General features: G+C 60.0%; 9 protein-coding genes. 4 read left to right on the top strand and 5 right to left on the bottom strand.

All coding sequences use genetic code 11. The features are described from left to right. Positions 1–17: 17 nt before the first annotated feature. Positions 18–344, bottom strand: coding sequence for a hypothetical protein (locus INQ42_RS05440; RefSeq protein ID WP_194035479.1), 327 nt, complete (start codon positions 342–344; stop codon positions 18–20). A 218-nt stretch (positions 345–562) separates the two neighbouring features. Here INQ42_RS05440 and INQ42_RS05435 point away from each other — a divergent pair, with 218 nt between their 5' ends. Together INQ42_RS05435 and INQ42_RS05430 are read left to right on the top strand one after the other, a co-directional pair. Continuing rightward, positions 563–3,655 (top strand): DUF3427 domain-containing protein, encoded by a 3,093-nt coding sequence (locus INQ42_RS05435; RefSeq protein WP_194035478.1) that lies wholly within the window; start codon positions 563–565, stop codon positions 3,653–3,655. Between the two features lie 49 nt (positions 3,656–3,704). After that, a complete protein-coding gene (locus tag INQ42_RS05430) occupies positions 3,705–4,604 on the top strand; it encodes a nuclease-related domain-containing protein (protein ID WP_194035477.1) in 900 nt (299 codons plus the stop codon). A 59-nt stretch (positions 4,605–4,663) separates the two neighbouring features. Here the strand turns inward: INQ42_RS05430 and INQ42_RS05425 are convergent, their stop codons facing one another. Then, the gene (locus INQ42_RS05425) at positions 4,664–5,566 is read right to left on the bottom strand and encodes a hypothetical protein (RefSeq protein ID WP_194035476.1); all 903 of its coding nucleotides are present in this window, start codon (positions 5,564–5,566) and stop codon (positions 4,664–4,666) included. 20 nt (positions 5,567–5,586) lie between these two features. Between INQ42_RS05425 and INQ42_RS05420 the strand changes: the two genes are divergently transcribed. Further along, positions 5,587–6,743 (top strand): IS3 family transposase gene (locus INQ42_RS05420; RefSeq protein WP_194034336.1). Its coding sequence is split into 2 segments (ribosomal slippage): positions 5,587–5,836 and positions 5,836–6,743, totalling 1,158 coding nucleotides; the frame shifts between segments, so codons are not numbered across the junction. A gap of 586 nt (positions 6,744–7,329) precedes the next feature. Here INQ42_RS05420 and INQ42_RS05415 read toward each other — a convergent pair. After that, entirely contained in the window at positions 7,330–7,998 is a 669-nt protein-coding gene (locus tag INQ42_RS05415) for a DUF6988 family protein (protein ID WP_194035475.1), read from the bottom strand. A gap of 23 nt (positions 7,999–8,021) precedes the next feature. Between INQ42_RS05415 and INQ42_RS05410 the strand changes: the two genes are divergently transcribed. Then, positions 8,022–8,237, top strand: a complete 216-nt coding sequence (locus INQ42_RS05410) for a hypothetical protein (RefSeq protein ID WP_194035474.1) — start codon at positions 8,022–8,024, stop codon at positions 8,235–8,237. A 44-nt stretch (positions 8,238–8,281) separates the two neighbouring features. On the opposite strand, the gene INQ42_RS05405 is transcribed toward INQ42_RS05410, so the two are convergent. Continuing rightward, positions 8,282–10,204, bottom strand: a complete 1,923-nt coding sequence (locus INQ42_RS05405) for a DEAD/DEAH box helicase (protein WP_194035473.1) — start codon at positions 10,202–10,204, stop codon at positions 8,282–8,284. Positions 10,205–10,324: 120 nt separating this feature from the next. Next, positions 10,325–13,993, bottom strand: a complete 3,669-nt coding sequence (locus tag INQ42_RS05400) for a methylmalonyl-CoA mutase family protein (protein ID WP_194035472.1) — start codon at positions 13,991–13,993, stop codon at positions 10,325–10,327. Positions 13,994–14,266: the final 273 nt, after the last annotated feature.

Genomic DNA, 14,266 nt, shown 5'->3' with positions numbered 1-14,266 from the left:
CGATTTAGACGATCCCTTCAATTGCGAAGCAGGATTCCCTGAGTGCGAAGTGGGACGCGGTCACCGTTATCGCGCTTGATGGTCCACCCGTCCACGCCGGAGGCCTGGAAAACCTTAACCTCTTCTCTAATCCCCCACCAGGTCGACTGCGTTACTTGCAGCTCGCCAGCCCCCAAGAACTCCACGTTGCTCGTGCGCCATGTGAGCGTAAGCGCAATAATTCCTGAGACAACCAGGCCGATCATCGCCAGTCCGATAAGCGATTCGAGGAATCCCACAACGCCGGTCATCACTCCACGCGACTCTGCCGCTGCAGATGACGCCGCTCCTACCTGAGCACTCATCAAACTCTCCCCCCTGATTAAGCCGCATAGAGTTGCAGCGGCACGAATTATCCCATCAAAGGCGGTGGCTTGTAGTGTCCTGACGTAGTGCACGGGCTCGTTGGATAGGATGCGGCGGAGACGGTTAGCCGTGCCCTCTTGGATCTTCCTGCGGGTTGCGATAGCGGGCTACTCTTTCGGAAGAACTCGAATCGTGTCACCGGTGCTAGCCTGGCGCGATGACAGAACTACAGCGCGGTCTCTACGAGCGACTCGTTACCAACGCATTGGAAGCGCAGCTTGAAGCGCTTGACGCGAAGCGTCAGGCCGTACGGGCGCAGCTGCACGACGAAGAGGCGGCCGACCGGATTGCACTTCATCTAGGAACGCTCGTACGACGCGTGGTCGCGGGGCTGACCGGTAAACAGCGCACTGAGGTCGGCCTGGAACTGGCTCGGCAAATCGTCGGTCTGCTCAACAATGTAGGCAAAGGTGCAGACATGACTGATGCGCCCTCCCCCGCAGGCGACATGCTGCAGGCGATTGCCGCGCTACGCCTCGATGGGACACCGGAGCCCTTGCCACTGCCGGCCACCCCGCTGCTGGACACCACACTCCTGACGAACGCACCCGGCGAGCCGCGAATCGGATTCCAGCTTCAATCCGAGATCCCATCAGCTGACCGCATTGACATCCTGATGGCCTTCGTACGGCGATCAGGCATCCAGCCGCTGCTGGACCTCCTCCGACGGCACAAAGACGCCACTCGGCCTTTACGACTCCTGACCACGACGTACACCAATTCGACTGAGCTAAGCGCTCTGCAAGCACTGCGTGACCTTGGCGCAGACATCCGCGTTTCGTATGACACGACCAGCACTCGGCTGCATGCCAAGGCGTGGCTATTCCACCGCGCTTCGGGCTACTCCACGGCTTATATCGGATCCTCCAATTTGACCTTTTCGGCACAGATCACGGGGCTGGAGTGGAACGTTCGCGTGTCAGGTGCTCGCAATCCGGACGTGATCGACAAATTCTCGGCCGTATTCGAGAGCTATTGGAATAATGAAGACTTCCGACCGTTCGATGAGGACGAGTATCGAGAGTTGACACAGGCAGCCACGAGCGGCCCGCGCATCTACCTCAGCCCGGTGGAGATACGCCCGGAGCCCTTCCAGTCTCGACTGCTTGAGCAAATTGAGCTGGCTCGGCTGCAAGGCCGCCATCGCAATCTATTGGTCTCAGCCACTGGAACCGGCAAGACCGTCATGGCCGCGCTCGACTACAAGCGGCTAAAGGATCGGTTACCGCGAGCACGCCTGCTTTTCATTGCCCATCGCAGGGAAATCCTCGAGCAGAGTCTGGCGACCTTTCGCCACGCGCTGAGAGATGCGGCGTTCGGCGAGCTGTGGGTAGGAGGCAACCGTCCGACCCACTTCGAGCACGTGTTCGCCTCGGTGCAAAGTCTTAGCGCCGTTGGGCTCAGCAATATCCAGCCCGATCACTTCGACGTGGTGATCATCGACGAATTCCATCATGCCGCGGCGCCGACGTACACGGCCCTCCTCGATCATCTCTGTCCTATCGAGCTATTGGGTCTCACCGCGACGCCAGAACGCGGCGACGAGGAGCCGATCCTGCATTGGTTCGACGACCGAATCGCCGCCGAACTGCGCTTGTGGGATGCCATCGACCAACACCGACTATGCCCCTTCGCCTACTACGGGATCAGCGACGGCCTTGACTACCGAGGCGTGAGCTGGCGACGCGGTCATGGCTACGACCCTCAAGAGCTAAGCAGCCTGATTACAGGCGATCACGTGCTCGCCCGTCTGATCATCGCCAACACGATAAAGACCGCGCCCAACCCCGATTCAATGCGCGCTCTCGGTTTTTGCGTTTCCGTCGCGCATGCGCAATTTATGGCGGAGCAGTTCAATGCTGCCGGGGTCGCGGCCGTGGCAGTGTGGGCAGACACACCGGAAGATCAACGCCGAAACGCGTTACAAGCGCTCGCCGCGGGTGAGCTGCGTATCGTGTTTTCCGTCGATCTTTTCAACGAGGGCGTTGATGTTCCGTCGGTCGACACACTTTTGCTTTTGCGGCCGACCGACAGCCCGACCGTATTTCTGCAACAGCTCGGACGTGGACTGCGCCGGACCACCGACAAATCCGTGTGCACTGTCCTCGACTTCGTTGGCCGACATCGAAAGGAGTTCAAGTTTCACCGGCGGTTGGGCGCTTTGCTCGGCGGCACTCGCAAACTACTCGAGAAGCAGGTCGCGAGTGGCTTCCCGTTTCTTCCCAGCGGGTGTCACATGCAACTCGATGCGGTGGCCAAAGACGGCGTGTTGGAGAACATTCGGCAGAGCCTACCGTCAACGTGGCCCGCCAAGGCGCGCGAGCTGACACGCGTGGCAGAGAATACCTCGGACCTCACGCTCCAACGCTTCCTGGAGAAATCAGGGCTTGAGCTGGAGGAGGTTTATTCCGACTCTCATTGCTGGTCGGACTTGCTAGAGGCGGGCGGATTGCCGACGTTGCCAGAAGGGCCGTACGAGCGAGTGCTGCGGCGAGCGTTAGGGCGGCTGCTCCATCTCGACGACCACGTACGCATCGCGCACTACCGCGGTTGGGCCCAAGCAGCTGACCCGCCGGCGCTAGACGAGATGGACCTATATACCCGTCGACTGTTTCACATGTTGGCAACGGTGCTCACCGAGACGGCGCCTGTTGAAGTCGATGAAACGCTGATCGGCGCAGCATCGTTGATCTGGGAACACCCCCAAGTGCTCGCCGAACTCGATCAGTTGATGGAGGTCATCTCGCAGCGCATTGACCACGTGCAAGCCACGCTTGAAAGCCATCCCGCTAGCCCATTGCTCGTCCATGCGCGTTATACCCGGCGAGAGATCCTCGCTGCGTTCGGTGATGGCGTGACGCTGAAGGTGCCGGTGTGGCGCGAAGGTGTGCGCGCATTGCCAGAGGCGAAGGTGGACTTGCTCGCGTTCACTCTCGACAAGACGAGCGGTCACTTCTCACCTACCACCAGATATCGGGATTACGCGATCAGCCCTGATCTGATTCATTGGGAAAGTCAGTCCGGTACCCACCCCGAAAGTGATACCGGTCAGCGCTACCAACGTCACGGAGCGATGGGAAGCACAGTGCTTCAGTTTGCTCGCCTCACCACGGACGACCGCGCGTTCTGGCTGATTGGTCCGGCCACCTACGTCTCGCATGAGGGCGAAAGGCCAATGGCCATCACGTGGCGACTCTCACACCCGCTACCTGGCGACCTGTACGCGCGATTTGCCGCAGCGGTGGCGTAGGACGTCTAATGGCCGACTCGCTCCCCGCGTGTTTCAGGAGAACTAAATAGTGGCATGGTCGAAATTCCTCGGGTACGTCCCATTCTTTTTGTCGGCCTTCCTCGGCTTAAGCCTCGCAATTGGCTATCGCGTGCTCAAAAAGCGGCGGGAGCGAAGATCCCCGCTGGCCGCACGACAGATCGGACACGTTCCGGGACAGCAACTGGTTGATCGCATATCCGATCATGAAACAGAGATGATCACCTCGATCATGATCACCTACATGGCGCTGCCACTCATGTTCATGGGCTGGTCGGGCAGCCATATCCAATGGCACACCTTGCAGTGGGGATTCCTGGAATGGATGTATACGGTCGCTGCCGCGGGAATGTTCGCCTACGGGCTGTGGGACTACGCCAAGCACCTGCATAAGCGTGACCGAGCTCGCGACGGCCTTCTCGCGGAACGGGTAACAGGCATGCAACTCAACCGACTAACCGGGAAGGGGTGCATCGTCATGCACGATCTTCCGGCCGAGAACTTCAACATTGATCACGTGGTGATCTCGCCACGCGGCGTCTACGCTGTGGAGACCAAGTCGTTCCGCAAGCCGAGGAATCCGACGTCCGAGCGTACGGACCACCAGGTTCACTATGACGGCGAATCGCTCCAATTTCCGGACTTCTGTACAAGCAAACCGCTAGGTCAGGCGCAACAGCAAGCAAAGTGGCTTCAGCGTTACCTTCGCGAAGCGCTTGACAGGGAGGTAAAGGTGACGCCCGCCGTCGCCCTGCCTGGGTGGTTTGTCACCAGTCACGAAGACGTGTGGCGATCCGCGCCAGTGAAAGTTTTCAGCCCGATGGGGGATGGTGCCAATTTCATGGCCGTAGACCTGCCTCGCCTGGACGCCACCACACGCCAACTCATCGCCACAGCACTGGCGCAACGGTTTCCTCTATCGCTGGACTGAAATGAACCGCTTGAACGGCAGGTGAAGTCCGGCGCGGAAGCGCTGCGTAAAGATTGCCTTCAATCGACGATCGCCGCCAGAAGCTCCGTCGCCTTCGGGAGCCACTCTGCAGCAGGAACCGTGAGCGTAACTTCTTTCTCGCTGCTGATAGCCTGCCGCCAGTCCAGCGACTCCAACCTCGGCTTGATCCGTTCTCTCCATTCGATTGCGGCGGGACTATCATTCAACCAAGACGACTTGATATCCAGCCGTCCGTCTGAGTAGACAGAGATGGGACCACGTGCCGATATCATCGGACGGCGCGGTGTGAAAGACCCTGTCTGAGCACCAGTCCCCCACGTAATGTCGAAATTTCTTTCACACTCAGACAGGAATGCGGCGATCGCTCGGGCCACTTCCCAATCTGTACGCTCTGCCAAGTCAAGTAGAAAGCTTTCCCGATCCCAGGCACGACGTGCGTTCGATCGTGCTGAACCTTCCTTCTGGGCGACTGCGGCGAGCGTACGTCCCAAGATCCTTGGAACATGGGTGCTGTAGCCACTGCCCGTGAAGTAGCGCAACTCTAGCGCGAGCACCTCGGTCGGTGCCATGCGCTCATTCAGGAACTCAACTATTCGCAACAACTCTGCGGGAATCTCGTCGGCCACGAAAAGCAGGCGCATACGCCCAGCCCGCAGGTTCGACTCCGCGCTCTGCCAGAAGGATTCATCCCGACCGTCATCCTCCAGGAATTGTTCGAGTGACCGTGTCGGATCAGCACCAGCCTTTTCGCAGGTTGCCGCAAATGCCTCTTGCAGAAAGCCGGCGGTCCAGCGCAATGAGCCGTTGGCTGCGTAATCCAGCATCTGACCGACCACCTCACGTCGCAGTCGAGTGTCGGACTTGCGCTTCACCTCCACCAGGGTGACGACAGCATCCTGGGGTTCTACCCCGATTCTGCGGACACTTTCACTAAGATCCATACTGGATCAGAGGAGTGTCCATGTCCAAGCGCAAGCGTTACAGCCCTGAGTACAAGCACGAGCTCGTCGAGCTGGTCCGGCGGTCGAATTCGAGCTGCCGAAAGATCGCCCTGGAGGTCGGGGTCGGCCCGGCCCTGCTGACCCGCTGGGTGCGGGAGGCCGATGCCGGAGGAACCAAAGCCTTTCCTGGCGGTGGAACCCCGCGCGACGAGGAGCTCGCCCGCCTCAAGCGCGAGCTGACGCGGGTGACCAAGGAGCGTGATTTTTTAAAAGACGCGGCGGCGTACTTCGCGAAGCAGTCACCGAACGGTACGCGGTGATTGAGTACTGCCGCAGCGACTATCCCGTCGGGATGATGTGCCGTTGCCTTGAAGTGTCGACCAGCGGCTTCTACGCCTGGTCCGGGCGCAAGCCCGGACCGCGGGCGCAGGACAATGCGCGTTTGCTGGTGCGTATCCGGGAGATGCATGAGGACAGCAGAGGCGTTCTCGGCGCGCCGCGCATGCACGAAGACCTGGGCGACGAGGGCGAAAGCGCCAGCCTCAACCGGGTGGCGCGACTGATGGCGGTGAACGGGCTTCAGGGCTGGCCGCAGCGCAAGAAGCGTCGCTTTGGCCAGAAGCCGGGCAGTCGACCGGTTGGGGTCGAGAATCTGCTGGAACGCGATTTCGACGCCGTCGAGCCGGAGACCAAGTGGGTGACGGACATCACCGAGATCGTGACGATCGAGGGCAAGCTGTTCTTGTGCGTCGTGCTGGACCTGTACTGCAAACGGGTGATGGGCTGGTCGATGCACCATCGCCAGGACCGGCACATGGTCGTGCGGGCCGTGCAGATGGCGGTGTGGCAGCGGGAAGGCGAGAACGAAGTGATCCTGCATTCGGATCGCGGCGGGCAGTTCATCAGCGGCACGTACCAGAAGTTTCTGGGCGGCAACGCCCTGGTCTGCAGCATGAGCGCGGTCGGCCATTGCGGCGACAACGCGGCGTGCGAAGGATTCTTTGGGGTGCTCAAGCGGGAGCGCGTGCACCGCACCCACTACCGGACCCGGGACGAGGCGCGGGCGGATCTGTTCGACTACTTCGAGCGGTTCCACAACCCGCGAATGCGCCGTAGAGTTGCCCGGCGTGATCGGGAGTTTCAGGCCTTAATCAAACCGTCCGTGGAAACGGGGTAGAACCCCTGATCAACGAAGAGGTGATCCAACGACCACCGACTAGCCTCGGCGTCCGGGACACTCGCCTCCTTGGCCACTAGCAACCAGCGCCGCGGATTGTCAGGGTTGACTTGTCGACCGTCGATCAAAGCCGGATGCATCGCGAGCAACTCCTGAAAGTCCGCCTCACACTCGTACCTGGAAGAGGCAAGCTCGATTGCCTGCCGACCGTCCGGCCCGATCAAATAGATACGACTCGATGCGTCTCCAGTCTGACTCATGGCTCCTCACTCCTGCTGCAGTAGCGCAGTCGTCATTTACATAGGACAGAGTTTAGTGAACGTTGCCCCGTCATCTCATCGGTCAACCGGACCCCGTTCCGGGCAACTTAATTCAGGATGTCTGAAAGATCTTCCACACCCTCTATCTGCAGCACCTTGGGTGTCATTCGACGTATGTGGCCGTTTACGTGACTACGAAACTTGGCCAGCAAGCCCAGGGCACCGTGTGGGATCTTGGCCGCGTACCTGACGCTCCAGTCGGTATTCATCACGACTGCAATCAAGAAGTCGAACTGCACAGCCCGGCAAAACCGACTCTGACCTGTTCAACAGGGATTCGGCAGACAGTCTGCGTATTGCCTCTGCAGTTCCGGCAACATGGGCGACCGAAGACGGTGCGCAATGCGAACAGCGTTGGTAGCGAGCATCAGCATGCCGTTGGCATTGATCAGCAAGGACGCGGCTTCGTCGGCGGGAAACACAACAAAACTCTGCACAACTGGTCGAATACCGCTATGCACGTATGAGTGCATGGCCCGCCACGTGTGCTCTTTCAAGGACAGAAGGGGTTGGAAGATCTCTGCTGGATGGTAGCGCTCAATCACCGCCAGCATAGCCGCCACATCAGGGCCCTTTCGGGTCTCCGCATGGGATTTAAGCGCATCCTTCGTAGGACTGAAGAAGCCCTCGATCCATGAGTCATCGGCGCCACGCAGCGTCCAGACGACACGCACCAAGGCTTCGTATGTCGGGCGGACTAGCGCCGTCGCAGATACGTCCAACTCACGCTGCACGAGTACCCATTGCGCCATCGCGTGCTGCCGAACAATATTGGCAAAACCGCGCACGGCAAGCTCGCGTGCACTGGAAGGCTCAGGCAAGTCATCCCAAAGCGGGCACAGGGCTTGATGTAAGGCGTGCGTTCCAAACCTGACACCGTCGAGGCGATCGATTCCATCCGTATCCGATCTCGTCTGCGCCACTTCATTTCTCACTCTGGCAGGTGACCTTGGCGCCGTTGCGAAAGACTGAGCCGGAACCTATTGAGCGGAGTGACCGACACTACTCCTACCGCGAACCTCGCAGCGCCTTGGCGCCGCTATTCGGGAACCAGATCGACCTGATCTCATTTTTGGCCATTTTTGGCAAGATGCAACCCAATCTCGCCAATTCCAGCATTCACGAGATAAATTTGAGCGACAAGGATTATCAAAAATACTTCCCGATTGAATGACTCCGTAGCTATAGCCGAGCCTAAGCCTTCTCCAGGATCGAATCCTACGCCAAATCCGAATTTCCAAAAACCAATTCGATGCCGGTATCAGACCCGACAGAGCGGGATGCTGCTATTAATGATATTGCAAGCGGATGGGTCGGATCTTCTACATGAAGGATCAGGTGATCGATTGCCCTTGTCATTGGTATCATAATCCAGCTAGCGGCGTAGAGTTCAGCAACCTCTTCTTTGCTGTACAGCAAATCTACAGGATCATCTGCCTCACGATACTTCTGGTCGTACAGCTTATCGAGCTGACAACAGAATACATTCCATCCTTCTAGGCCGCGACAGGATTCGTACGTTACGAGTCGAACTTGCCTCGTGTCATTGGGAAATGAGCGACGGTCCTCGGCGCGAGTGCCATCCCACACTTGGTGTCCACAAGAATGCACCAAATCAATAAGTTGGCGCGTCGTCGCACTGAGATTAGAAGTGAAGGGAGTACAAATCATAGAGTCAACAGGTAGATTTCCATCGCTGTCGAATAATGTCACCAAACGCTGGAGCTTTTCCGAAACTGAGTCAAGCGGACCAATGAGCAGCGTTATTCGTCCGCCGGATAATTCAGGATTCGCCTGCAAAGACCAGTCGGGCAAGCCGAGCTCTTCCGCAAGCATATTGGCAAATATTGCAAGTGAATTCTTCAGACGAAGGCTTCTGCGGAGCGGCACTATCTGCTTGGGAGTATTACCGACTCGCGCGGTCCAATCGGCAACTCGCTTTGAGCGAACAAGCTGATCAACTCCGTCGGCAACAATTACCCGCTTCGCGCCGAATATTTTAAATACTATGTTTCTCTCCGCCTCCGGCCAGTCCTGCGCCTCATCAATAAATACGTGGTCGAACGCGGGAAGATCCTCTTGACTAAATGCCTCCAGCAGCTCCTCTAAATTAAATAAATTGTCATTATATTTACTCAGTGAATCCTCATTTACAGACACGATTACTCCCGCCTGCTTCATGAGCTCCAGCATAAATGAATGCACGGTGCGAACCTGTATCACAGGTCCATCCGAGTCTTGTGGGGTTCCGATGATCGCGAACGTCCGTTTTATGTCGGCGACTAGCGCAACGTTGTATGTTAGAAGAAGCACCCGTGACAGCCGGTTTGTATGCAGATCCATCGCCAGCCGAATTAGAGTCATGGTCTTCCCGGTGCCCCCACGCCCTCTAAAAAGCAGTAGTTGCTCCCCCATCTTCTGAGCGTACGCTTGGTCGTCGATGACGCGACGAGTTATCCTCTCCACTCTCTTTCGATCTAGTGGTGTAGCTTGAAGTGGCTTAGAAAATAGGTCACAGATCTCCTCAGTCGCAAGATACTGTTCACGAATATTGCCTTTAAAGGCCTGAGCAAGATTGATACCCGGTTTCCTCAACCATTCGTACTGATTGCCGATCGCAGCGCTCAGAAAATCCTCCCAGGAGCTGTCGCCGGCAAGGACGTTTCCACATTCAATTCTCGGTAGCGAAGAAGCTGGCGCGTTGTCAAGCCAGATAAGATCCGTACAATATGGCTCTCGGCGTATATTACGCTTAAGAAAGTCACGAAGTGAGTTCTTCTGCCTGAATGCCTGCTCGGTGACATCCTTCATAAAGCGGCCATAGGGAACAAAAACCTTGCCGGCCTTGAAGACCACTTGGTCTGCCGGATGGCCTTTAAGCTCGATTGTCCAAACAAAGCTTAGAATACTTTTACCGTCGAGCTCTCTGAACGACGGTAGCGAGCGCGGCTTCGATAAATTCCCTATGACTACTAAATCGATATCCTGTACCGAGCAACCCCAGCATTTTGCTGCTACGACTATAGTGATGTGATCACGCTCGGATTGGTGAATGTCAGGCCACCCCACCATAATCAGTGATCCAAGCTTTTCCGCGGCGCGATACTCAGAAACTTCCGGCGTACCCACAATTTTTATCATTGCCCCCCCCGGGATGCGTCATGAGACACTTTCAAATGATTCAAGACACTGTGCCACAATATAGCGGTAGCAGAGCAACGATAACTTTAGACGTCGCGCACACTTGGGCACTGCGCATACTTACATATTTCTTCGATACTCCCCACCCACGTCATACAACGCGTGGCTGATCTGCCCGAGCGAATGCGTCTTCACCGCCTCGATTAGCGCCTCAAACACATTCTTCCGCTCGCGCGCGGTCTTCTGCAGATACCCCAGCCCGTGTCCGTCGTGCGCTTCTTCCCCTGCGCCGTCGGTCCCCACTTCGTGACTGTGCGATGTTTCGCCGCGCGGCGCCAGGTTGTTGCGGTTGTCCTGCCAGTTGCGGACGTTCTCGATCTGCTGGCCCTTCTCCTCCGGGGTTGAGCGGATCAGTTCGATCTCGGTGGTGACTTCGCCGGCGTGCTCCTTGGGCAGGAAGGTGTTGACGCCGACCAGCGGCAGGCTGCCGTCGTGCTTCTTGCGCTCGTAGTACATCGACTCTTCCTGGATCTTGCCGCGCTGGTACATGGTGTCCATCGCGCCGAGCACGCCGCCGCGCTCGCTGATCGCTTCGAACTCCTTGTAGACGGCTTCCTCGACCATGTCGGTGAGGTAATCCACGGCAAAGCTGCCCTGCCAGGGGTTCTCGTTGAAATTGATCCCCAGCTCCTTGTTGATGATCATCTGGATCGCGACCGCGCGGCGCACGCTTTCCTCGGTCGGGGTCGTGATGGCTTCGTCGTAGGCGTTGGTGTGCAGGCTGTTGCAGTTGTCGAACAGGGCGTACATGGCCTGCAGCGTGGTGCGGATGTCGTTGAACTGGATCTCCTGCGCGTGCAGGGACCGGCCGCTGGTCTGGATGTGGTACTTCATCATCTGGCTGCGGCTGGACGCGCCGTAGCGCTCGCGCATGGCGCGGGCCCAGATGCGGCGGGCAACGCGGCCGATGACGGTGTACTCCGGGTCCATGCCGTTGCTGAAGAAGAACGACAGGTTGGGCGCGAAGTCGTCGATGTCCATGCCGCGCGCCAGGTAGTACTCGACGATGGTGAAACCGTTGCTCAGGGTGAAGGCGAGCTGGCTGATCGGGTTCGCCCCGGCCTCGGCGATGTGGTAGCCGGAGATCGACACCGAGTAGAAGTTGCGCACGCCGTGGTCGACAAAGTACTGCTGGATGTCGCCCATCATCCGCAGCGCGAACTCGGTGCTGAAGATGCACGTGTTCTGCGCCTGGTCCTCCTTGAGGATGTCGGCCTGCACGGTGCCGCGCACGGTCTTGAGGGTGTAGTCCTTGATCCGCTGGTAGGTCGCCGCGTCCACCACCTGGTCGCCGCTGACGCCCAGCAGGCCCAGGCCAAGGCCGTCGTTGCTCTCGGGCAGCTCGCCGCTGTATTGCGGGCGCGGGGCGTCCTTGAACATCGCGTCGATCTTCGCGCTGGCCTCCGCCCAGCGGGCGTCGTCCTCGCGCAGGTACTTCTCCACCTGCTGGTCGATGGCGCAGTTCATGAACATCGCCAGGATCATCGGCGCGGGGCCGTTGATGGTCATCGACACGCTGGTGGTCGGTGCGCACAGGTCGAAGCCGGAGTACAGCTTCTTCATGTCGTCCAGGGAGGCGATGTTGACGCCGGAGTTGCCGATCTTGCCGAAGATGTCCGGGCGCGGCGCGGGGTCCTCGCCATACAGGGTGACCGAGTCGAACGCGGTGGACAGGCGCGCGGCTGGCTGGCCGACGGACAGGTAATGGAAGCGCCGATTGGTGCGCTCCGGTGTGCCCTCGCCGGCGAACATGCGGATCGGGTCCTCGCCGGTGCGGCGGTACGGGTACACGCCGCCGGTGTAGGGGTAATGGCCGGGCAGGTTCTCCTTCTGCAGGAAGGTCAACAGCTCGCCCCAGGACTTGTACGTCGGCGCGGCGATCTTCGGCACCAGCTGGTGGCTGAGCGATTCGCGGTAGTTCTCGACCCGGATCTTCTTGCCGCGCACCTCGTATTCGGTGATCTCGTCGGTGATCGACTTCAGCCGCTCCGGCCACTGGCGCAGCAGCTTGACCGCGTCGGCGGTCAGCGACTGGATCGCGTCGTTGTAGCGCTGGCGCAGGGTCAGCAGGGTGCGGTCGGGCGCCTGCGCGTCGCCGGCGACGGCCGGCACTTCGTTTTCCGGCGGCACGGGCACGGCGGGCGACGGGCTGGCGACTTCGACGCTGCCCTGCCCGGCCTGGCCACCGCCGGGCGCGATCGCCGCGGAGCCGTACAGGTCCAGCGCCTCGGGCAGGGCGTCATCGCCGAGCTCCTTCAGCGCGAGCCACATGGCCTGCGCGCGGTCGGCGATCTCGGCCTGGGTCTCGATCTGGCGGTTGATGCTGCGGCCCTGCTCGGCGATCTCGGCCAGGTAGCGCACGCGAGGGCCGGGGATCAGCACCGTGGCGCGCGGCTCCTTCAGGCGGGTGTCGATGTCGGGCTGGAAATCGCAATGCGACGGCGCGAGCTGGCGGGGCTCCTCGCCGTCGCCGTCGTTGAGCACCTTCTCGCGCATCAGCCGGCACAGGTTGGCGAACATCCAGCTGATGCCGGGGTCGTTGAACTGGCTGGCGATGGTCGGGTAGACCGGCACGTCCTCGTCTTTGGTCTGGAAGGCGACGCGGTTGCGCTTCCACTGCTTGCGGATATCGCGCAGCGCGTCCTCGGCGCCGCGCTTGTCGTACTTGTTCAGCACCACCAGTTCGGCGAAGTCGAGCATGTCGATCTTCTCCAGCTGGCTGGGCGCGCCGAAATCGCTGGTCATGACGTACATCGGAAAATCGACCAGGTCGACGATCTCCGAGTCGCTTTGGCCGATGCCGGCGGTCTCCACGATCACCAGGTCGTAGCCCAGCCCCTTCAGGAAACCGATGCTGTCCTTGAGCACGATGTTGGTCGCGGCGTGCTGGCGGCGAGTCGCCATCGAGCGCATGTACACGCGTTTGGAGCGCAGCGAGTTCATGCGGATGCGGTCGCCCAGCAGCGCGCCACCGGTGCGGCGCCGGGTCGGGTCGACCGAGATCACCGCCAGGCGCATCTCCGGGAAGTGGGACAGGAAGCGGTTCAGCAGCTCATCGGTGACCGAGGACTTGCCCGCCCCGCCGGTGCCGGTGATGCCGATGACCGGCGTGCGGCTGCCGGCCAGCTGCCACTCTTTTCGTAATGTCGCCAGCGCGTGCTCGTCGAACTGGTCCTCCTCGATTGCGGTCAGCATCTTGCCGATCGCGATCTCGTCGGTGATCGACGGCGCGGATTCGGGCGCGTCGGCGCCCACGCGGGCGTCCTCGGCGCGCTTCACCACGTCCTCGATCATCTCCACCAGGCCCATCTTCATGCCGTCGTTGGGGTGGTAGATGCGCTCCACGCCGTAGGCTTCCAGCTCGCGGATCTCCTCGGGCGTGATGGTGCCGCCGCCACCGGCGAAGACCTTGATGTGCGCCGCGCCACGCTCCTTGAGCATGTCGACCATGTACTTCAGGTACTCCACGTGGCCGCCCTGGTAGGACGACAGCGCGATGGCGTCGGCGTCCTCCTGCAGCGCCGCGCGCACCACGTCCTCCACCGAGCGGTTGTGGCCCAGGTGGATGACCTCCGCGCCGAGCGACTGGATCAGCCGGCGCATGATGTTGATCGCCGCGTCGTGGCCGTCAAACAGGCTGGCGGCGGTGACGAAGCGCAACGGCGTGCGGGCGGCAACCGCGTTGCTGGCGGTGGCGGGCTGGGAAAGCTGGCTTGCAGGAGTACTCATGACGCTCGATCCGTGCGGGCAAAGGGGTTTGGCGTGATTGTAGCGTGCCGCCCCTGGGCCCCCGCGCCGGGGTTTGGTCACGCCGGAGGACGCCAACTTCCTGAATGCGCGAATGCCGCAGCGCAGCATTAGACGCCGCCGCGATTCGATTAGACTAGCGCCCCTGCGACCGGGAAACACTCGGCCTGCATTGGCGAATCCACGCGGATTCAATGACTTACACGAATCTTGGCGCCAGCGCACCCGCGCAATCACCGCCGACCCGGAGCTCTT

Origin of the sequence: Lysobacter avium, assembly GCF_015209745.1 — a bacterium.
Taxonomy (GTDB): Bacteria; Pseudomonadota; Gammaproteobacteria; order Xanthomonadales; family Xanthomonadaceae; genus Novilysobacter; species Novilysobacter avium.
Note: the sequence above shows the minus strand (reverse complement) of the source record. Positions and strands in the feature narration are given on the sequence as shown.